The organism is Pseudomonas sp. SJZ103 (assembly GCF_007828335.1).
Taxonomy (GTDB): domain Bacteria; phylum Pseudomonadota; class Gammaproteobacteria; order Pseudomonadales; family Pseudomonadaceae; genus Aquipseudomonas.
Map to the genome: position 1 here is coordinate 74,022 of NZ_VIUN01000007.1, position 20,573 is coordinate 94,594.

At 60.0% G+C, this 20,573-nt stretch carries 20 protein-coding genes; 10 read left to right on the forward strand and 10 right to left on the reverse strand.

Translation table 11 applies throughout. The annotated features are described in order from the left end of the window. Position 1 precedes the first annotated feature (1 nt). From FBY10_RS16760 to FBY10_RS16770, 3 genes are all read right to left on the reverse strand, one after another. Entirely contained in the window at positions 2 to 184 is a 183-nt protein-coding gene (locus FBY10_RS16760) for a hypothetical protein (protein ID WP_145337083.1), read from the reverse strand. Between the two features lie 91 nt (positions 185 to 275). After that, complete coding sequence (locus tag FBY10_RS16765) at positions 276 to 470, reverse strand: hypothetical protein (RefSeq protein ID WP_003173044.1); 195 nt, start codon at positions 468 to 470, stop codon at positions 276 to 278. A 233-nt stretch (positions 471 to 703) separates the two neighbouring features. After that, a complete protein-coding gene (locus FBY10_RS16770) occupies positions 704 to 1,057 on the reverse strand; it encodes a hypothetical protein (RefSeq protein ID WP_027603153.1) in 354 nt (117 codons plus the stop codon). 156 nt (positions 1,058 to 1,213) lie between these two features. Here FBY10_RS16770 and FBY10_RS16775 point away from each other — a divergent pair, with 156 nt between their 5' ends. Further along, positions 1,214 to 2,032, forward strand: coding sequence for a shikimate 5-dehydrogenase (locus tag FBY10_RS16775; RefSeq protein ID WP_145337084.1), 819 nt, complete (start codon positions 1,214 to 1,216; stop codon positions 2,030 to 2,032). A gap of 121 nt (positions 2,033 to 2,153) precedes the next feature. On the opposite strand, the gene FBY10_RS16780 is transcribed toward FBY10_RS16775, so the two are convergent. Further along, complete coding sequence (locus tag FBY10_RS16780) at positions 2,154 to 2,804, reverse strand: YceH family protein (RefSeq protein ID WP_065926946.1); 651 nt, start codon at positions 2,802 to 2,804, stop codon at positions 2,154 to 2,156. Between the two features lie 116 nt (positions 2,805 to 2,920). On the opposite strand from FBY10_RS16780, the gene FBY10_RS16785 reads away from it, so the two are divergent. Beyond that, positions 2,921 to 3,430 carry a DUF1993 family protein gene (locus FBY10_RS16785; RefSeq protein WP_071483466.1) on the forward strand — a complete coding sequence of 170 codons (510 nt, stop codon included), beginning with the start codon at positions 2,921 to 2,923 and terminating at the stop codon, positions 3,428 to 3,430. A 64-nt stretch (positions 3,431 to 3,494) separates the two neighbouring features. Here FBY10_RS16785 and sstT read toward each other — a convergent pair whose 3' ends face one another. Continuing rightward, entirely contained in the window at positions 3,495 to 4,715 is a 1,221-nt protein-coding gene (gene sstT / locus FBY10_RS16790; RefSeq protein ID WP_145337085.1) for a serine/threonine transporter SstT, read from the reverse strand. 233 nt (positions 4,716 to 4,948) lie between these two features. On the opposite strand from sstT, the gene FBY10_RS16795 reads away from it, so the two are divergent. Further along, positions 4,949 to 6,106 (forward strand): MFS transporter, encoded by a 1,158-nt coding sequence (locus FBY10_RS16795; protein ID WP_145337086.1) that lies wholly within the window; start codon positions 4,949 to 4,951, stop codon positions 6,104 to 6,106. Positions 6,107 to 6,110: 4 nt separating this feature from the next. Here the strand turns inward: FBY10_RS16795 and nhaR are convergent, their stop codons facing one another. After that, the gene (gene nhaR, locus FBY10_RS16800; protein ID WP_131700007.1) at positions 6,111 to 7,013 is read right to left on the reverse strand and encodes a transcriptional activator NhaR; all 903 of its coding nucleotides are present in this window, start codon (positions 7,011 to 7,013) and stop codon (positions 6,111 to 6,113) included. 134 nt (positions 7,014 to 7,147) lie between these two features. Between nhaR and FBY10_RS16805 the strand changes: the two genes are divergently transcribed. The 4 genes from FBY10_RS16805 (at position 7,148) to mnmH (ending at position 10,406) form a co-directional block, all read left to right on the forward strand. Further along, positions 7,148 to 7,399, forward strand: a complete 252-nt coding sequence (locus tag FBY10_RS16805) for a hypothetical protein (RefSeq protein WP_145337087.1) — start codon at positions 7,148 to 7,150, stop codon at positions 7,397 to 7,399. A 28-nt stretch (positions 7,400 to 7,427) separates the two neighbouring features. Next, positions 7,428 to 8,177 (forward strand): TerC family protein, encoded by a 750-nt coding sequence (locus FBY10_RS16810; RefSeq protein ID WP_065926954.1) that lies wholly within the window; start codon positions 7,428 to 7,430, stop codon positions 8,175 to 8,177. A gap of 94 nt (positions 8,178 to 8,271) precedes the next feature. After that, on the forward strand, positions 8,272 to 9,306 hold the full coding sequence (selD, locus tag FBY10_RS16815) for a selenide, water dikinase SelD (protein WP_131700005.1): 1,035 nt from the start codon (positions 8,272 to 8,274) through the stop codon (positions 9,304 to 9,306). Beyond that, positions 9,306 to 10,406 carry a tRNA 2-selenouridine(34) synthase MnmH gene (gene mnmH, locus FBY10_RS16820; protein WP_145337088.1) on the forward strand — a complete coding sequence of 367 codons (1,101 nt, stop codon included), beginning with the start codon at positions 9,306 to 9,308 and terminating at the stop codon, positions 10,404 to 10,406. The genes selD and mnmH overlap by 1 nt, the downstream gene beginning before the upstream one ends. Here the strand turns inward: mnmH and FBY10_RS16825 are convergent. Further along, positions 10,396 to 11,451, reverse strand: coding sequence for a permease (locus FBY10_RS16825; RefSeq protein ID WP_131700003.1), 1,056 nt, complete (start codon positions 11,449 to 11,451; stop codon positions 10,396 to 10,398). The two genes, mnmH and FBY10_RS16825, sit on opposite strands and share 11 nt — an antisense overlap. A gap of 45 nt (positions 11,452 to 11,496) precedes the next feature. Continuing rightward, positions 11,497 to 12,198 carry a histidine phosphatase family protein gene (locus FBY10_RS16830; protein ID WP_131700002.1) on the reverse strand — a complete coding sequence of 234 codons (702 nt, stop codon included), beginning with the start codon at positions 12,196 to 12,198 and terminating at the stop codon, positions 11,497 to 11,499. A gap of 255 nt (positions 12,199 to 12,453) precedes the next feature. Between FBY10_RS16830 and FBY10_RS16835 the strand changes: the two genes are divergently transcribed. From FBY10_RS16835 to hemB, 3 genes are all read left to right on the forward strand, one after another. Next, positions 12,454 to 13,152 (forward strand): glutathione S-transferase N-terminal domain-containing protein, encoded by a 699-nt coding sequence (locus FBY10_RS16835; RefSeq protein ID WP_145337089.1) that lies wholly within the window; start codon positions 12,454 to 12,456, stop codon positions 13,150 to 13,152. 3 nt (positions 13,153 to 13,155) lie between these two features. Then, positions 13,156 to 13,998 (forward strand): PhzF family phenazine biosynthesis protein, encoded by an 843-nt coding sequence (locus FBY10_RS16840; RefSeq protein WP_145337090.1) that lies wholly within the window; start codon positions 13,156 to 13,158, stop codon positions 13,996 to 13,998. A gap of 118 nt (positions 13,999 to 14,116) precedes the next feature. Further along, the gene (gene hemB / locus FBY10_RS16845; protein ID WP_131699999.1) at positions 14,117 to 15,091 is read left to right on the forward strand and encodes a porphobilinogen synthase; all 975 of its coding nucleotides are present in this window, start codon (positions 14,117 to 14,119) and stop codon (positions 15,089 to 15,091) included. Positions 15,092 to 15,492: 401 nt separating this feature from the next. On the opposite strand, the gene FBY10_RS16850 is transcribed toward hemB, so the two are convergent. Together FBY10_RS16850 and FBY10_RS16855 are read right to left on the reverse strand one after the other, a co-directional pair. After that, positions 15,493 to 15,876 (reverse strand): hypothetical protein, encoded by a 384-nt coding sequence (locus FBY10_RS16850; RefSeq protein ID WP_145337091.1) that lies wholly within the window; start codon positions 15,874 to 15,876, stop codon positions 15,493 to 15,495. A gap of 1 nt (position 15,877) precedes the next feature. Beyond that, the gene (locus FBY10_RS16855) at positions 15,878 to 20,539 is read right to left on the reverse strand and encodes an RHS repeat-associated core domain-containing protein (protein ID WP_256663508.1); all 4,662 of its coding nucleotides are present in this window, start codon (positions 20,537 to 20,539) and stop codon (positions 15,878 to 15,880) included. Positions 20,540 to 20,573 lie beyond the last annotated feature (34 nt).

A 20,573-nucleotide genomic window follows, 5' to 3' on the forward strand; every position in this document is an offset into this window, starting at 1 on the left:
CTCAGGCGTGCAGCCTGAAATTCGAGGCCTTTTGCAGTTGTTTTTCGGCGGCGGACAACGACGTGAGCGGGCCGCTGATGGCTTCGCCGTCGCGTACCAGGTACCAGCAGGCGAGCAGGCCCAGCTCCCGAAGCGGGGCGGGGACGGCGCTGCCAATGACGGACATGATTTGAACAGTGGGCATAAGAACCTCCAATCGCTATGGAGGTCACCTTACGGGGCGCTGGCGTTCAGGAAAAATCATCTGGCTCGATAGTCGACATTAACAAAAGGCGTCAGTCGACCACTTGATCGAGCATGCTCACCACTTCCTGCTCATTAAGCAGGCCTTTGCGCACCAGGTTTTCCGCCAGCAGCGCGAGGAACTTGGCGCTGCGGTGGCCTTCCAGGTGCTTGAGCTCCGTGAGGGCGCTGTAGACCTTGCTGGACGTACAGAGGCCGGCGGTGCGATGCGGGTTTTGTGTGGGCATGGTCAGTCGTCCTTGTTGTTATTGAGTGGACAGGATTGATAGTGGGAGTGTGTCGTGACACAAACATGACAGCGTGAGCCTGTTTCGGGCAAGTAGACTTTCGACCTTAATAGTGTGGGATTGCAGCCTGGTCATTGTCCTCAGAGCGACCTTGGCAGGATAAATCCGGACGTTACCCACAAAAAAAGGCCTCGCGAGTGGGCGAGGCCTGTTTCATGTGTGACGGTTGAGACTTACCAGCCGCGGCGGTAGTAACCGTGGGGAGGGCCATAGTAGCCGCGCGGTGGACCGTAATAGACCGGCGCCGGGCGGTAATAAACCTCCTGTTGCACGTACACCGGTGGCGGTGGTGCGTAGTAGACCGGCGGCGGCGCGGCATACACCGGCTGCGGTTGCACGTAGACCGGCTGCTGCACATAGACCTCACGGGGTTGGCTGGCAACCACGGAGCCCACTACGGCGGCGCCGACCAGGGCACCCAAGACGGCTGGGCCACCCCATCCACCACCATGGGCGGAGGCTTGGCCTGCCATAGCGAGTGCACCTACCAGCAAGGCGATCTTGGGGATTGTACGAATCATGGTCATTCCTCGGTTAGCCCCTGCGCTTGTGGTCTGCAATCAATAGACTCAAGTAATGTCGCGGGGATACTTTTAAGACAACGTATTTCTGAAAAACAGCACGGCCGCAAGGTAAAGGTTGTGTAAGGTCTGTACCGATTTGCTTACTCAAAGGAGTTATCCATGCAGATGCACCCCAACAAGGACACCCAACTGTGCATGTCACTGTCGGCGCGTCCCGGGAATTTTGGCCTGCGTTTTCATAACCATCTGTACGAACAGTTAGGGCTGAACTTCTACTATAAAGCCTTCAGCAGCCAGGATTTACCCGGCGCGATAGGTGGTATCCGCGCATTGGGCGTGCGTGGTTGCGGGGTGTCCATGCCCTTCAAGGAGGCTGCCATTGCCTTAGTGGACGAGCTCGACGATTCGGTTCAAGCCATCGACTCCCTGAACACCATCGTGAACACTGACGGGCACCTCAAGGCCTACAACACCGACTACATCGCCATTGAACAACTGCTGAAAAAGCACGCCGTTCCGCAGGACTCGACCTTTGCCCTGCGTGGCAGCGGCGGCATGGCCAAGGCCGTGGCCAGCGCCTTGCGCGACGGTGGTTATGGAAATGGCGTGATCGTGGCGCGCAACGAACTGGCCGGCCGGGCGTTGGCGCAGAATCTTGGGTACGCATGGCAGGCGGAACTGGGCGATTTGCGCCCACAGATGCTGATCAACGTGACGCCCATCGGCATGACCGGCGGGGCCGAGGCGGATGCCCTGGCGTTTGAGGCGGATGCCGTGGATGCAGCGGACACTGTCTTCGATGTGGTAGCGATCCCCGCCGAAACGCCATTGATCGTGCGCGGTCGGGCCAAAGGTAAGCGGGTGATCACCGGGCTGGAGGTGATTGCGATCCAGGCGTTGGAGCAATTTGTGCTTTATACCGGTGTGCGGCCTACGGATGAACAGTTCCAGAAGGCAGTAGCCTTCGCCCGCAACTGAAGGCCACTGCAGCTCTAAATGTGGGAGGGGGCTTGCTCCCGATAGCGGTGTATCAGGCAATGAAAGTGTTGACTGTCCCAGCGCTATCGGGAGCAAGCCCCCTCCCACATGTTTGACCGCGTCAGGCCTGTTCCAGCTGCGCCAATCGTTCTTCCAGAGCTGCAATTCGCGCTTCAAGCTCTTCGATACGATCCAGCGAGACTGCGCCGGCAGAGCGTTCCACCGGGCTTCCCCGCGCGGCGATAATCACCTCGATGTCCGCCGGATCGCCCAGCGCATGGGTATAGCGATCTTCCCGCTGCCCCGCCTGGCGCGGCACCAGCAGCGCCAGCCCGCGGGCAATCAGGCGCTCCAACTGGTGCACCACCTGTTCGGCATCTTCGAAGTCATGCATGCGCCCGCTGCGGGTCAGCAGCTCGTTGACCGTCTGTGGCCCACGCAAGAACAGCAGCCCGGTCAGGATCACCTGGGCCGGCACCAGTTCCAGTGCCTTGTCCACGCGATGCTCCCAGCGGTCGGCGCGGCTGCCCATTACCAGGCGCGTGAAGCCTTGGCCTTCCAGTGCACGCAGACTCTGGCCAACCTGGCCCTGGCTCAGGTTCATCACCGGTTCACGGCTGGTCTTCTGGTTGCAGGCCAGCACCAGGGCGTTGAGGGTCAGGGGGTAGGTTTCCGGGTTGGTCGCCTGTTTTTCGATCAGGCAACCCAGGACGCGAATTTCCGTGCTGTTCAGGCGCGGCTCAGGGGTGTCGGTGTCGTGCTCGGCGGTCATCGCGCTTTCCCTATGCTGTGAACGCACTAGCGTAAGCCGGAAAAAATAAAAGACAAGCGCCTGGCGTGTCTATAATCGCCGCTGGTTCCAACCCTGCCATTACCCATGAGACTGCCATGACTATTTCCCTGTACGCCGCCTCCATCCCCGTCTTCAAGCAAATGCTCACCGCCCTGAGCGATGTGCTGAACAAAGCCGAAGCCCACGCCACCGCCAAAAACATCGAACCCAACGCCTTGCTGCAAGCGCGGCTGTTCCCGGACATGTTCCAACTGGTGCGCCAGGTGCAGATCGCCGTCGACTTCGCCAAGGGCGTTTCCGCACGCCTGGCTGAGATCGAAGTACCGAAATACGAAGATACCGAAGTCACCTTCGCCGACCTGCAAGCGCTGATCGCCAAGGTGCTGGCGTTTGTCGACACCATCAAGCCCGAGCAAGTCGACGGCAAGGAAGGCATCGAGATCATCACCCGCCCAGGCACGCCGAAAGAGAAGCGCTTCAGCGGCCAGTCCTACCTGCTGACCTACGGCCTGCCGCAGTTCTTCTTCCACGTCACCACCGCGTACGCCTTGCTGCGTCACAACGGCGTGGAAGTGGGCAAGCGTGACTACATGGGCGCTTTCTAAGCAGCCAAAAAAAGCCCGGGGTGGTTCAGGAATGAACCGCCCCGGGCTTTTTTACGCCTGGCGTTTAAGCCGTCTGTTCTTCCTTGCCCAGGCACGCGGCCGCCGTAAATAGCACATCGGTGGACGAATTGAGCGCGGTTTCCGCCGAATCCTGCAGCACGCCGATGATGAAGCCTACGGCCACCACCTGCATGGCGATCTCGCTGGGAATGCCGAACAGGCTGCACGCCAGCGGAATCAGCAGCAGTGAGCCGCCGGCCACACCCGACGCGCCACAGGCGCAGATGGCCGCGACCACGCTGAGCAGCACGGCGGTTGGCAGGTCCACGGCAATGCCGAGGGTGTGCACGGCCGCCAGGGTCAACACGGTGATGGTGATCGCGGCACCGGCCATATTGATCGTGGCCCCCAGCGGAATCGACACCGAGTAGGTGTCTTCATGCAGGCCCAGGCGTTTGCTCAAGGCCAGGTTCACCGGGATATTCGCCGCCGAACTGCGGGTGAAAAACGCGGTGATGCCGCTTTCGCGCAGGCACATCAACACCAGCGGGTAGGGGTTGCGACGCAGTTTCCAGAACACGATGGCCGGGTTGACCACCAGTGCTACGAACAGCATGCAGCCGATCAGCACCACCAGCAGGTGGGCGTAGCCGAGCAGGGCGCCGAAGCCCGAGGTGGCGAGTGTCGAAGCCACCAGGCCGAAGATACCCAGCGGGGCGAAGCGGATCACCACGCGCACGATCAGGGTTACACCGTTGGACAGGTCGTCGAGCACCGTGCGGGTGGTTGCTCCGGCATGACGTATGGCAATGCCCATGCCGATGGCCCAGGCCAGGATGCCGATGAAGTTGGCGTTCATCAGCGCGCTGACGGGGTTGTCCACCACGCTCAACAGCAGGCTTTGCAAGACCTCGCCGATGCCGCCGGGGGCGCTCACGGTGGCGTCATGGGAGGCGAGCACCAGCGATGAGGGAAACCACATGCTGGCAATCACCGCCACCACGGCGGCGGCAAAAGTGCCCAGCAGGTACAGGAACAGAATCGGCTTGATATGGGTTTCCTGGCCGTGTTTATGGTTGGCGATCGACGCCATCACCAGCACAAATACCAGGATCGGCGCCACGGCCTTGAGCGCGGTAACAAATACCTTGCCGATAAACCCGGAGGCCTTGGCCGCCTCGGGCAATAGCAGGGCCAGCAGGATGCCGGCGATCAAGCCGATGACGATTTGCGTGACCAGGCTGAGGCGGGCCAGGCGTTGGAAAAGAGAAGGGGCAGCAGTCATATGAAGGTTGTCTCTAGTTTTTTTAAAGGGCGCAGCAATGCAGGCGGAAAGGGCTGTAGGAAGCAGGTCGCGAAGTCTAGCATGCTGCTGGACCTGTCCCGGCCGCTGCGGCATTGGGTCGCCGGGGCTTCGCAAAAGCCGGACATACTCTGTTAAGATTCGCCTCTCTCACCTTTCCTTTCTGTCAGCGGGCCCTTCGGGCTGCCGTTGATGTCGTCGTTTCTGGAGTTTTCATGCTGTTTCCCATCCTGCTGCTGTCGGCCGCCGGCTTTACCGTGCTGACCACAGAGTTCGTTATCGTCGGCCTGTTGCCTTCCATTGCCCGGGACCTCAACGTCAGCGTGTCCCAGGCTGGCCTGCTGGTCACCTTGTTCGCGTTTACCGTCGCGGCCTTTGGCCCGTTTCTGACCGCGTACTGCGCCCGTTTCCCACGCAAGCGTCTGTTTATCAGCATCCTGATCCTGTTCGGCGTGGCCAATACCGTGGCCGCATTGGCGCCGAACATTTGGGTGATGGCGTTGGCGCGCTTGATCCCGGCCCTGGGCCTGCCGGTGTTTTGGGCTCTGGCCAGTGAAACGGCGGTGGATATCGTCGGCCCCGAATACGCCGGGCGCGCCATCGAGAAGATCGGCTTCGGCATCGTCTGCGCCACGGTGTTCGGGATTCCGGTGGGAACGCTGATTTCCGATATGTCCGGCTGGCGCTCCGCGTTTGCCATCCTCGCCGTGGTCGCGTTGGCCAAGGCCTTGCTGCTGTTTATCTACTTGCCCGTGACCCAGCCGAAGAACGACCAGGTGTCGTTGCGCTCGCAGTTCAAGATCCTGCGCAACCCGCTGATGCAGGGCCATATCCTGCTGTCGATCCTGGTGTTCAGCGGCATGTTTACGGCTTATACCTACCTGGCGGACATCCTTGAGCGCCTGGCCGGTTTCGACGGCACGCTGGTGGGTTGGTGCCTGATGGGCTTCGGCGCGGTCGGGCTGATCGGCAACTCCCTGGGCGGGCGTGCGGTGGACCGTCACCCGCTGATCGCTTCCATGGTGTTCTGCGGTTTCATGATCGCCGGCATGGTCGCGCTGGTGCCGGCGATTCACTCCACGGTCGGCCTGGCGGCGGCGATGGCGGTGTGGGGCGTGACCCAGGCGGCGATGTTCCTGGTCAGCCATGTGCGGTTGATGAAGGCCGCACCCCATGCGCCGGCATTCGCGGCGTCGTTGAATATCGCCGGGGCCAACCTGGGGATCGGCCTGGGGGCGATGGTCGGCGGTCATGTGATCGACACCCTCGGCCTGGGCAGCCTGGGTTTTGCCGCTTCCGGGTTTATCCTGGTGTCGATCCTGCTGGCGCTGTGGCTGATGACCGCCAGGCAAGCGGTCGCGTCCAACGCCTGAACGCTCAGGGCAGGGCGGTAAACAACTCTCGCCGTGCACCTTCGGTAATTGCCACGATGCCGGGGTGCTTGACCTTGCGCTCCACCGAGATCGCGTAGAACGACTCGGTGACGGCATCGGTCTGGCCAATCAACGCCACGCCGTACTGGCGCACCACCTCATCGGCGATCACGCTGGGCGCGATGAAGATCCCGCTGCCGGATTGGCCGAAGGCCTGCATCAAGGCGCTGTCATCGAACTCGCCGATGATCCTGGGCTGGATCTGCTGCTCGGCAAACCAACGCTGCAGGCGGCTGCGCACCACGGTTTCCGCGCCGGGGATCAACAAGGGCGCGCCGTGCAGGCACTTTGGGAAATCTCCGGCGTACCTGTCAGCCAATGCCTGGGTGGCAAAAAAACTGATGCCACATTCCCCCAGTTTCTGGCTGTAGCCCTTGATATCCAGGTGCGAGGGCATGGGGCTGTCGGAGATCACCAGGTCCAGGCGCTGGATCGCGAGGTCGGCCAATAAACGCTCCAATTTGTCTTCACGACAGGTAATGCGCAGGGGCTCGCTCAGTTCCATGGTTGGCGCGATCAGCCGGTACACGATGGACTTGGGCACCACATCCGCCACTCCGACCCGAAACAGGATCTGTTGCTCATTGGGCTGCGCGCGCAGCATCGCCTCCAGTTCATTGCCGGTCTGGAACATCTGTTCGGCATAGGGCAGGGCCTGGCGCCCGGCTTCGGTGAGTTCAAGCTGGCGGCCTACCCGTTGAAACAACGCAATCCCGTAGGTTTGCTCCAGCAGGCTGATCTGCCCGCTGATGGTCTGGGGCGTGAGGTTCAGTTGCTCGCAGGCGCGCACGATGCTGCCGGTCTTGGCCACTACCCAGAAGTAATGCAACTGTCGGTAATTGAGCATGATGATCGTCACTTCGTAAAAATCGAAGTATACGCGAGAAAAATACGAATTTTCCTGAACTGTTCGCCTGCATAGAATGCCTCGCTATCGCGGGGCCACTATTTGGACCCAATGGTTCTAACGAGGAATACATGATGAAACTCAATTCCCTGGGCGCGGCATCGTTACTTGCGCTTTCATTGGTGATGATCAGTGGTTGCGATCAGGTCGAAAAAAGCGCGCAACAAGTCATGGGCAAGGCCACCGAGTCGGCCAAGCAAGCCATCGATGACACCCAGAAAGCTGCCGAGCAGGCATTGAGCGAAGCGACAAACGGCCTGATCAATCCACAAAAAAAGGATGATCAGGAACAAAACGAGTCTGAATCGAACACCAAAGAAACCTAATCTCCCCGCACAACGTCAGGACTGACCTATGGATTATCTTTTACAACTGGCCGCCAGCCCCACCGCCTGGATCGCCCTGGCCACCTTGATCGTGATGGAAATCGTGCTGGGCATCGATAACCTGATCTTTATCTCGATCCTCACCAACAAATTGCCCGAGAAGCATCGGGCCAAGGCGCGACGCATCGGTATCAGCATGGCGTTGGTGTTGCGCCTGGGCCTGTTGAGCACCATTGCGTTTATCGTGCAATTGACTACGCCGGTGTTCGAAGTGCTCGGCCAGGCGTTCTCGTGGAAGGACATGATCCTGATCGCCGGTGGCCTGTTCCTGGTCTGGAAGGCCACCACCGAAATCCATCACAGCATGGACCCGGAGCCTGAAGAGAAGACCAGCACCGGCAATGTTGTGGCCATTGGCTTTGCTGCTGCCATCGGGCAGATCCTGTTGCTTGACCTGGTGTTCTCCATCGACAGCATCATTACCGCCGTGGGCATGACCGAGCACTTGCCGATCATGATCATCGCCGTGGTGACCTCGGTGATCGTGATGCTGGTGGCGGCTGAGCCGTTGGCCAAGTTCATCAACGACAACCCGACCGTGGTGATGCTGGCCCTGGGCTTCCTGATCATGATCGGCATGACGCTGATCGCCGAAGGTTTCGGTGCCCATGTGCCTAAAGGCTACGTGTACGCGGCCATGGCGTTCTCGGCGGCCATTGAGTGCCTGAACATCGCCCGGCGCAATCGCCACAAGCGTCTGCTCGCTGCCCGGCAGTAACGCTGCAACCCAAAAGGCCGGCTGTGCTCACAAGAGCCCAGCCGGCCTTTTGCTGTCTGTTAGAATCCGCCCACTTGATAGCTTGAGGTCCACCATGAACGAGCCGATTCGCCTTACCCAGTACAGCCATGGCGCGGGTTGTGGCTGCAAGATTTCGCCCCAGGTGCTGGAAGTGATCCTGGCTGGCAGCGGCGCGCAGAACCTCGACCCCAACCTGTGGGTGGGCAACGCCTCTCGCGATGACGCGGCGGTGTATGCCATCGACGACGAGCGCGGCGTAGTCTCCACCACTGACTTTTTCATGCCGATTGTCGATGACCCCTTCGACTTCGGCCGCATCGCCGCCACCAACGCCATCAGTGACATCTACGCCATGGGCGGCGACCCGTTGATGGCCATCGCCATTCTTGGCTGGCCGGTGAACGTGCTGGCGCCGGAGATCGCCCGTGAAGTGATCCGTGGCGGCCGCTCGGTGTGCGACGAAGCTGGTATTCCCCTGGCGGGCGGGCACTCCATTGACGCTCCCGAGCCGATTTTCGGCCTGGCCGTCACCGGCATCGTGCAAAAACGCCATATGAAGCGCAACGACACCGCCACCGTGGGTTGCCGCCTGTACCTGACCAAACCGTTGGGAATCGGCATCCTCACCACCGCCGAAAAGAAGGGCAAGTTGCGTGAGGCGGATATCGGCCTGGCCCGTGACTGGATGTGCACCCTCAACAAACCCGGCAGCCGTTTCGGCAAGTTGGCCGGTGTGACGGCAATGACGGATGTCACCGGTTTCGGCCTGTTGGGCCACCTGGTGGAGATGGCGGACGGCAGCGCTGTGACCGCACGCATCGAATATGACAAAGTGCCACGTCTGCCCGGAATCGAGGACTACCTGGACCAGGGCTGCATGCCGGGCGGTACGTTGCGCAACTTCGACAGCTACTCGAGCAAACTCGGGCGCCTGCAGGAATTGCACAAACGCGTGCTGTGCGACCCGCAGACCAGCGGTGGCCTGCTGATCGCCGTGACCCCGGAAGGCGACGCAGAATTCCACGCGGTCGCCGCCGAGCTGGGCCTGGACCTTGAGCCCATCGGCGAACTGGTTGAGCGACAGACCCACGCGGTAGAGGTGTTTTGATGGCAACTGACATCACCGATTACCGCGACATTTTCCTCAACGACCGGCCGATGATGGACACCCGTGCACCGGTCGAATTCGCCAAGGGCGCGTTCCCAGGCGTGATCAACCTGCCGTTGATGACCGATGACGAGCGTCAACGCGTCGGCACCTGCTACAAGCAGCAGGGCCAGCAAGCCGCCATTGTGCTGGGGCATGAGCTGGTGTCGGGGGCGATCAAGGCTGAACGTATCGAACAATGGGCGCGGTTTGCCCAGGCCAATCCCGATGGTTTCTTGTACTGCTTCCGTGGCGGGCTGCGTTCGCAGATCGTGCAGCAATGGTTGAAGACCGAAGCCGGTATCGAGTACCCACGGGTCGGCGGTGGCTACAAGGCCATGCGGACCTTCCTGCTGGAGACCCTTGACCAGGCGGCAGCCCAATGTGATTTCGTGCTGCTGGGTGGCATGACCGGCACCGGCAAGACCGAAGTGCTGGGCCAGTTGCGCAACGCCCTGGACCTGGAAGGCCATGCCAACCATCGCGGTTCCAGCTTCGGCAAGCGCGCCACCGTGCAACCTTCCAACATCGACTTCGAAAACCGCCTGGCGGTGGACCTGCTGAAAAAACGCGCGGGCGGTATCGAGCAGTTTGTGGTCGAGGATGAAAGCCGCATGATCGGCAGCTGCGCGCTGCCGTTGCCGTTGCACAAGGGCATGCAGACCTTTCCGATGGTGTGGCTGGAAGACAGCGTCGAAGGCCGCGTCGAGCGCATCCTGCGCGACTACGTCGTTGACCTGTGCGCGGAGTTCATCGCGGTATTTGGTGAGCAGGGCCAGGCGTTGTTTGCCGAACGCCTGACCCAGAGCCTGGCCAATATCCACAAGCGCCTGGGCGGCGAGCGCTTCCAGCGGTTGCAGGCGATCATGCAGGATGCCCTGGCGGAACAGTTGCGCAGCGGCGCCGTGGACCTGCATCGCGCTTGGATTGAAGGGCTGTTGCGCGAGTATTACGACCCGATGTACGCCTTCCAGCGTGAAAGCAAAGGCGCACGGATCGAGTTTGCGGGAGAGCAGGGCGCCGTCACGGCCTATCTGCGCGAGCGCGCCTTTAGAGGATAAACGCGCCGATCAACCCGCACACCACGCCTACCAGCATGGTCAGCCCGGCCACCGTCACCAGGACCCGCGCATCGAAATCCTTGCGCAGCATCAACAGCGACGGCAGGCTCACGCTGGGCAGGGTCATCAGCAGGGCCACGGCGGGACCTGTGCCCATGCCCAGGGTCATCATGGTTTGTACGATGGGGATCTCTGCCGCTGTAGGAATTACGAACAGCGTGCCGACAATCGCCAGGGGCACCAGCCATACCAGGCTATTGGTCATGGCGCCGTCCACATGGGGGAACAGCCAGACCCGCGCGGCGCCGAGTACCAGCACCGCCAGGATATAGATCGGTATTGTGCTCCAGAACAGCTGCCACAGGGTACGCAGCCACCGACTGAAGAACGGTTGCGCTTCGACCTGGCTGGCCTCGGCCACGGCGTCCAGTGCGACTTCCGGCACCTGATCCGGCCGCGCGATGCGCTGCGCCACCAGCGACACACCCACCACCAGCACAATGCCCGCCACCAGCCGCAAGGCGGTAAAGCCCCAGCCCAGTACAAAGCCCATGAACACCAGCGTCGCCGGGTTCAGCACCGGGTTGGCAATCCAGAAGGCCAGTGCCGCACCCACTGACACTTGCTGGCGGCGCATGCCCGCCGCGACGGGGGCCGCGCAGCAACTGCACATCATCCCCGGCAAGGCGAACAGCCCGCCGCGCAGGGTCGAGCCCAGCCCGGCACGGCCAAACAGGCGCAGCAACCAGTCTCGGGGGATCAGCACTTGCAGCAACGAGCCGAGAATCACCGCCAGTACGGCGGCTTTCCAGATCGCCAGGAAATACACCTGGGCATAGGCCAGCGCCGCTGCCACGGGCGAGCTTTGCTGATCGTTGAGGATCGAGGCGCCGATGCTGTGGTTGTCAGCGGCAACAAACGCCTTGAAGTAGTAGGGCGACCACTTCACGTAGTAGAGGCCGACGCAGGCCACCAATAGGAAGAGGGCAGGTTTCCACCAGAACGACCAGCCCCGGACGGGCTGGGTGGAGGCGAGGTTGGGCATGGGGGAGGGTCCGCAGATGAGTCAATAGCGGTGCATCATACGCTCTCAGCTATCGGCACTCACCTGTGTTGGCTGCGGGCAGGTTTCGTCACCGTCGTTCAAGCCCTGCTTGTAGTTGCGGCTGAGCAGCGAGGCTTTGCCGTTGTGCCAGGTCAGCGTCAGTACATACAGCGTGTCGTAGTCGCTGCCGGACCAGTCGTCGGTAATCGTGTGTTTTTCGCCGGAGGCCTCACTTGCCACCTTGTTGATCAGTTCCGGCAGGTAGCCGTGGGACCACGCGGTGTAGATGGTGGCATTGTGGTATTTGTCTTCCACCAGCTCGTCGGCCAGGTCGCCGGTGTCGTTGGCCGAGAATTTGATGTTCACCGGCAGGCCCAACTTGATGGCGCTGGGGCTGATGGTCATCAACGGGCGAATATAGCTGTAGGAATTGTCCAGCTCACCTTCCTCGACATTGCGGGTCGGGTTGGCGGCAAACACGAAGTTGGCCTTGCCGAATTTTTCCGGCAGCAAGGTGGCCAGGTTCATTGCTCGGTTCAAACCCTGGCAATTGAGTTGGCCCAGGCCGCCGGCAGGTTTTTCGGCGTGGCGCAGGAACACCAGGGTTTGTACGCCGTCCACCGGTTGGGCGCGGCTTTCGCGGGCGTCGAGGGCGGCGACCATGGCGCCGCTCACCAGCAAAAGTGGCAACATGATGTAAGAATACTGTTTGAGTCGTTGCACAAGGCGCGGAGGCTTGATTTTCATTATAGGTTCGAGTCTTCGTGCGTCACGTTAAGGCGGACAAGCCTGGCCCCAGTGACGCCTGAGGGCGTCCTGCGGTGTTCCGTGTCGATATAGCGAGGCGCCTCCATTCACCGTTTGGGCGCACTTAAGAGTGCGCTCGGGCGTATTGGTTCGCCCACGCGGGATAATAGCCGGCTGATGTTGCGTATTGATGACCCATGCAGGACACCGCTCAGATGACTATCATGGGCACTTTCTGCCTCAGGGATCATCTCGATGAACTCAATCGCCGCCTTCCCGATCAACAGTAAATGGCCCGCCCTGCATCCGGAGCGCCTGCAACTGTACTCGCTGCCCACGCCCAACGGGGTAAAAGTCTCGATCATGCTCGAAGAACTGGGCCTGCCTTATGAGGCGCACAAGGTCAGTTTCGAGACCCAGGACCAGTTTTCCCCCGAGTTCCTGTCCCTGAATCCCAACAACAAAATCCCCGCGATCATCGACCCCGACGGCCCGGCCGGCCAGCCGCTGGCACTGTTCGAGTCCGGCGCGATCCTGATCTACCTGGCAGAAAAAACCAGCCAGTTGCTCTCCGAAGATCCGGCGACACGTTATGAAACGATTCAATGGCTGATGTTCCAGATGGGCGGCATCGGCCCCATGTTCGGCCAGCTGGGGTTCTTCAATAAATTTGCCGGCAAGGCCTACGAAGACAAACGCCCCCGCGACCGTTATGCCGCCGAATCCCGGCGCTTGCTGGAGGTGCTGGAAAAGCGCCTGCTCGGCCGCACCTGGATCATGGGTGATGACTACAGCATCGCCGACATCGCCACCTTCCCCTGGATTCGCAACCTGATCGGGTTCTATGAATCGGGCGATCTGGTCGGCATTGCCGACTTCCCTAACGTGCTGCGCGCGCTGGACGGCTTCGTCGCCCGGCCGGCGGTTATCCGTGGCCTGAGTATTCCGAACTGACGTATGCCGACTTTCGATTTCAAACAACTGGATGTCTTCAGCAGCGTGTCGCTCAAGGGCAACCCGCTGGCCGTCGTCCTGGGTGCTGACAGCCTCAGCGACCAGCAGATGGCCGACTTTGCCAAGTGGACAAACCTCAGTGAAACCACGTTTTTGCTGACACCGCGCGATCCTCGGGCAGACTACCGGGTGAGGATCTTTACGACCTTGCACGAGTTGCCGTTTGCCGGGCACCCGACGCTGGGCAGTTGCCATGCGTGGCTCAAGGCTGGAGGCCTGCCGAAAGGCGAGGAGATTATCCAGGAATGTGAAATCGGCCTGGTGCGTATTCGTCGTCAAGGCCATGAGCTGGCGTTTATTGCGCCGCCGTTGATGCGCTCCGGCGCTGTGGACTCCGCGCTGTTGGAGCGTGTTCGCCTCGGACTGGGCCTGGCGCCGGGGGCTATCGTGCGCAGCCAGTGGGTCGACAATGGCGCGGGGTGGCTCGCGTTGATGCTGGCTGAGCGTGATCAAGTCCTGGCTTTGCAGCCGGACTATTCGCAACTGCTGGGACTGGCCGTCGGCGTGATTGCACCTTGCAACCCTGCTCGCGACGATGTGGACGCGCAGTTTGAGGTGCGTGCTTTTGTCGCGGGCGACGGGGCCCAGGAAGACCCGGCCACCGGCAGCCTGAATGCCGGCGTCGCGCAATGGCTGCTCAGCGAAGGACTCGCGCCGGAGTGCTACGTGGTCAGCCAGGGCACGGCCATGGGGCGTGCGGGGCGTATTCGCGTCGAGCGCCAGGGCGATGAAATCTGGGTCGGCGGCGCCGTCGCGGTGTGCATCGAAGGGCGTCTACAGCTTTAGATCAATACATTATTACGGCCCCCGCAATACACTGTTGGCCCCTTGGCGTTTGTACTGCCGGGGCCTTGGGGCATAAGCTTTCGCCCCAAAGATTTTCAGCCACTTTTTCAGGACAGCCATGACCAGCCAGTTCCCCCAAGCCCGCCCCCGTCGCCTGCGCCGCTCCCCGGAGCTGCGTGGCTTGTTCCAGGAAACCGAGTTCACCCTCAATGACTTGGTGCTGCCGATTTTCGTCGAAGAAGAAATCGATGACTTCGTGCCGATCACCAGCATGCCCGGCGTGCAACGCATCCCGGAAAAGAAGCTGGCTGCTGAGATCGAGCGCTATGCCCGTGCCGGTATCAAGTCGGTGATGACCTTCGGTGTGTCCCACCACCTGGACGCCAGCGGCAGCGACACCTGGAAAGAACACGGCCTGGTCTCGCGGATGTCCTCGATCATCAAGAACGCGGTGCCGGAAATGGTCGTGATGTCCGACACCTGCTTCTGCGAATACACCGACCACGGCCACTGCGGCGTGATGCACGGTGCCCACGTCGACAACGACGCGACCCTGGTCAACCTCGGCAAGCAAGCCGTTGCCGCTGCCCGCGCTGGTGCCGACGTGATCGCCCCCTCGGCCGCCATGGACGGCCAGGTCCAAGCCATTCGCCGCGCGTTGGATGAAGCCGGCTTCACCCATATCCCGATCATGGCCTACTCGACCAAATTCGCCTCGGCCCTCTACGGCCCATTCCGCGAAGCCGGCGGCAGCGCGCTCAAGGGCGACCGTAAAAGCTACCAGATGAACCCGATGAACCGCCGCGAAGCCGTGCGCGAATCGCTGCTGGACGAACAGGAAGGCGCGGACGCACTGATGGTCAAGCCGGCCGGTGCCTACCTCGACATCATCCGCGACATCCGCGAAGCCTCGCGCCTGCCAGTGGCGGCGTACCAGGTCAGCGGCGAATACGCGATGATCAAGTTCGGCGCGCAGGCGGGGGCGATTGATGAGGATCGGGTCGTGCGTGAGACGTTGGGGTCGATCAAGCGTGCGGGGGCGGATTTGATCTTCACCTACTTCGCGATGGACTTGGCGTTGGCTGGGATCTAAGGGCAGTGCAAACCCTGTGGTGAGCGAACTTGCTCGCGTGGGGCTGCGTAGCAGCCCCACGCCCACGATCTACCTTAAATACTTCATCTCCCTGACTAACTGCATTCTGTGAAGCTTGAATTGTGTGATTGGATGAGGGGGGTAATCGCTGGTCTGAGTTTTATATATTTTTCCTGGCTTTTGAATGGAAGGCTGCGGTGGGTTGAAAGTTTAGGATGAAGTTTAATTTCAGTAGTCCGTGCAGGCGGTGATTGGGTTTCCGTCTGTATCTAGTATCGCTGGTGCTTTTCTTTGTGTTTCATATTCAAATGTGTATTTTTATAGCCCTCTCCGATTGCTTTTCGCTGGTTGAGTGTTTTTTGTATATGTAATGAACGGCTGTAGAGTAAGTGAATTTATGCTCAGGCATTTGTTGGGTGAAGAAGAATGTCAGTTGCTATCACTTCAACAAAACTGAGCTCGCCGGTGATTGGCTTGTCAATTTCAATCAAAATTACTGAATCGCCGATTTTTAGTATTGAGCAACTTTGGTCGGCATCTTGGATAAGCTCGCCGATAATTTTATGAGCCCCATTTGCAGAAGTGATCTCTGGTGTTTTTACGGATGAGGACATGATGTTTTGTCCCCATGAAAATATTTCATCGAGTTCTAACTCTACATCCAGGATTTCACCAATTTTTAACTTGGTCCCGCTCCATAAAGCTGTGGCGTTTCCAAAAGGTGAGTTGAATTTTACTCTCACAGTGCCTTTGTCAGAAAAAATATCAGTTACTTGTATCTTCATTTCACTTCTTCGTCAGGGGAACGCGTACAACAGTATTGTCAACGTTCATGGTGTTGGTTTTTATCTCGAGCGTCCATGTCTCCTCATGATAGTGATGCTTGCTTGGCTTGCTGTTCATTTCATGAGCCCCGTAACGAATACTTCTTTTTGCGTCGCTGGAAACAATTCTGTCGCGGTCGGGCTTCCCAGTTCGTGGGTTGGTGTTTGTGTGAGGGCCAGGTCCTAGAAATTCATCCCATTTCTGAATGGTTTCTTCTGGCTTTACAGGTTTATTGGCAAATGTCTCCTTATGGTAGCCCAGTGTAGGTGGAGAGTTGGAGCTTGTGGGACTGAGTGGGCTGCCTTCATTAACGTGTGCTTTTCCCGCTGGATCTTCAGCACTGGGGTTCGGCTTGCATTTATCCCCGCCTGGACAAGTACTCAGACCTAACGGATCCACCCACCCCATAGGGTTCGGCACGTACTGGTACGCGTTAATCCCACCCGCCAACTTCACCGGATCAGGCGTCAGATAGCGACCAACATCCGGATTGTAGTAGCGATGACGGTTGTAGTGCAGCCCGCTTTCCTGATCAAAGTACTGGCCCTGAAAACGCAGCGGGTTGTCGATTGCGCCTTTGTCGAGACGGCTGATCTGGCCGTAGGCGCGGTAGTGGGCGGACCAGACGATGTCGCCGTCTGGAGAGGTGAGTTCCTGCGGTGTGCCGAGGTGGTCGAGTTGGTAGTGGTAGGGCTTGGTATCTTTTGGGCCAAAGCCTTCCAGCAGGGCGAGTGGCCTAAAACTATCGGGTTCGTAGAGATAGCTGCGATGGCGATCCGCATGGTGTTCGGCAATCAGCTTGTCGCCTTGCCAGAAAAACTCCGTGGTTATGCCGTCCACGGTTTTGCTGATGCGCCGCCCAAACGGGTCGTAGCGATAGCTCGCGGTTTGGCCATTGGGTTGGGTGATTCCAATCAGGCGGTGCTGGCAGTCGTAGCGGTATTCGGTAATCAGCGCGTGCCCACGGCCCCGCCGTTCGCGGATGAGGTTGCCGAAGGCGTCATAGTCGTAGTGGCGGTCGCCCTGGATCATCAGGCGGTTGCCGGCGACGATGTCGGGACCGGGGCGGTCTTGCATGAGCAGGTTGCCGGCCGGGGTGTGGCCGAAGCGTTCCTGCAGGTCTTGGGAGTGGTCGGCGCGGGTGAGGCGGCCTAGTGGGTCGTAATGGTAGTGGTGTTCGCCTTTGCGGGTGTCGAGCAGGCGGGTGAGGTTGCCGGTTTTGTCATAGTCGTATTGGCGTTGGTAGAGGTGGTCTTGTTGCTGGGTGATTGCGTGGGCGTGCAGGCGGTGTTGGTCGTCGTAGTGGTAGTGGCTGAGGAGTTGGCCTTGTTGGCGTTGGTGTTCCTGACCGGCTTTGAACAGGTGAGAGGTCAGCAGCGCACCATTTAATTCGACGGTGGCGAGGTGGCCGCCTTTCGCATGATTAAAGACCAGCCGGTTGTTATCGGGCAGGCGCAGGTGTTGAAGCTGGCCGCAGGCGTCGTAGCCATAGCGCAAGGTGCCCCAGCCTTGGTGTTCGGCGGTGAGGCGGTTTTGGCTGTCGTATTCGTAGGCCAGCGCCCAGTGGCCGTCGTCGACGCTGAGGAGGTTGCCCTGGCGGTCGTAGGCGTAATCGACCTTGTTGCCGTCGGGCAGGGTTTTTCGTACGAGGCGGCCGGCGTGATCGCGTTCGTAACGAGTAACGAGCTGACTGCCGTCGTCACCGTGTTCGGTTTTTTCCTGCAGATTGCCGTTGAGGTCGTAAGCGTAGGCGGTGCGCTGCCCATCAAACCCGACTTCCTGTTGGATCAGGCCATTGAGGTGGTAATCAAGTCGGTAGGTCTCGCCGACCTCGTTTTCGATTTCGGTCAGCAACAACCGGGCATTGTCATAGCGGTAGTTGACCTGAGTGCCATCGGCGTTGAGGCGCCGACTGATCAGGTGCAGGCCGTCGGCGTATTCGTAGCGGGTGACGTGGCCCAGTTCGTCGCGTTCGGCGGTGATTTTTCCGTAGGGGTTGTAGCTGTATTCCCTGCACGCACCGCCTGGTAAAACGACACGAATTAACCGACCGATGCCGTCCCACTGATACTGGGTCAGCGCCCCCTGTTCATCCTCACGGGCAATCTGGCGGCCTAAATCATCGTAGCGATAGCGGCGGATGCCGCCATTCGGCAGTTGCTCTTCAAGCAACTGTCCGCGCTCATTCCACACCAGCCGCTGACAACTGTGATCCGGATACCAAACCCCAACCAGTTGCCCATATTTGTCGTAGCTGTAATCCGTAACATGACCATCGGGATCGGTCCTACGCGTCACGTCGCCCTGATCGTTACGCTCGTATTTCCAAACCGCCTCACCACGGCGCACCACCCGTACGAAGCCATTGTCATGCTCGTAGGTTGTCGGCTCATCATCCCCAGGAAACAACGCCACCAAGCGTCCGGCTTCGTCGTACTGATACGCCGTCACCGCCCCCAGCGGGTCCTGCTCAACCGTCAGGCGACCCTTGTCGTCGTAGGATTTGAAGTGCTGCGCACCGTCCGGATCAATCCGCTGCACCAGCCGCGCCCGGTCGTCATGGACGTACACTTCCTGACTGCCATCGGCGTTATGCACCGTGACACGGCCGTCATCCCCCCAGGCATACCGCGTATCCATCTGGGAAAAACTGGCCCAATGCCGGACACATCGCGCAGCCTTGCCAGCCCGTTCCCATTCCCAGAAGAAACTCGCCCCACCGGCCAGTCCACGTTCAAGAATCACGTGCTGATCGTCGTAGCGATAAACCTCGCTTTCACCTACCGCATTGGTCGCCGAAACCAACCGGCCAGCGTCGTCGTATGCGTAGGAAACAACGTTCTGCTCGGTCACCCACTCGAAGGGTTCATACCCCTTGGCGCGCTGAACCTGATAGTCCACCGCCACGATGTGGCCGAACGCATAGCGCAGGAACAGCGAGCGTCCGACGCCGTTATCCAGCCGCTCAATACGCCCCAAATAATCCCGAGAAATCCGCAGCCGGTTGTCGTACGCATCGCTGATGGAGACCAACACACCGTCGCGAAAGTGATAAAACCGCGACACCTGGGACAACACCAACTCATCCGGCGAAGCGCCCAAATAGATCGCCGCTTCGGCCAAACTATTGGTGATGGCCGGTCGAGCAACGGTCGGCATCGGAAACGAAGTACTGCGGTTCTCATGGTCCGTCCACACCACCGAATCGCCCGACACCACAAGCCGATGCGCCAGCGAATGACTCCAGCCAAACCCCAACCCGCAATCCACTTCCACCGCACTGGTGCGATACAACCGCGTCCACTCAAACGGCAAAATCCCGTCCAACGTGCCATCGGTCAGGGTCAGCAGTTCCTCCCCGGTAACCATCGACACGGGGCAGCCGTTGGTGACGGTCTTATCCGAAGAAGCCGCCGCATCGCCCTTCGGATTCGTCGATACAACAGGCACATCATCGACAGGCTCCTGCCTGACCAACACGGTCTTCTGTGTCTTGTTACGAACCGCCGGCACCGGGTTGGAAACCAACTGATCCCCAGCCTTCAACGGCGCAACCGGTACGGTCTTGATCGCTGTCGCCGGGCCACCGAGCAGCAAAGGCTTCACCGCTTCGACATGCGGCTCCAACCCCGGCTCTACAAGCTGCTTGGCCAGCAACTCCAACAACTCCCGCGCGCGCTTGGATTTGATCGCGCTCAGTACCTGGGGGCCCAGCCGCGCCGCCACCCCCATCGCACCCAATACACGAATCAACAGCAGATTGATCAGGACCTCGCCAGTGATCTCACCCCACAGTTCAGTCATCTGCGGCGGCGGCAGCATGCGCATCCAACTGACCATGGCCGACACGTAGATAAACAGCAGCGGCTCATCGCTGAGCACAAGCAAACCGTTGGCAATGGTGTCTTTGCCGAGCTTCAACAGTTCATCGAGTTCGGCCTGGGAGATGTAGGCCAACAGCTTTTCGCTGTCGGGCTTGAGATCCGCCAACAGGTCATACAGCTGCGTAACGTTGCCCCACACATTGAAGAGGGCTTTTCCAAGGCCGCTGAAAAACGCTGCTTCCAGCATTCGGCGCCGATCGAGCGGCTTGGCTTCGGCATAGTCTTTCCACTGATCCTGGAAAGTGCCGGCCCACTCTTCACGCAGGCGAGCCTCCAACCCCAGGATCACCGACTGATAAGACCCATACAGCGCCTTGACGTGATCCTTGGAAACGTTGGGGTAGAAACTGATTCGGTACTGCTGGTTGCGATCACACTCGGTGATTTCGAGGATACCGCTGGGGCCGATGGTCTTGTGGATCGGCTCGCCCAACGGGCCGCCATTGGGATCGACGCGTTGCAGCATCACCGGCGTGTTGCCGATGGGCACGGACCGCGTGCTCTGGAACATATGCACCAGGGTCAGGGTGCCATTGGCGGAGCACGTGGCGACGGTGCTGCTGGGGGTGATTGAGCGATTGATCGGCGCGACCAGCGCCACCTCATCGCCGACCTTGAAGACCTGCTCGACCTCCAGTGCCGAGAAGCTCCAGAAGCTTTGCGCCCAGTCATCGAACGTATTCAGGCATTCGCGAAAGTCACGGAAGACGCTTTCAACGTCGACCGTTTTCACATCCATCGGGGTCAGGGCCAGCCTGCCAATGGCCGGGTTC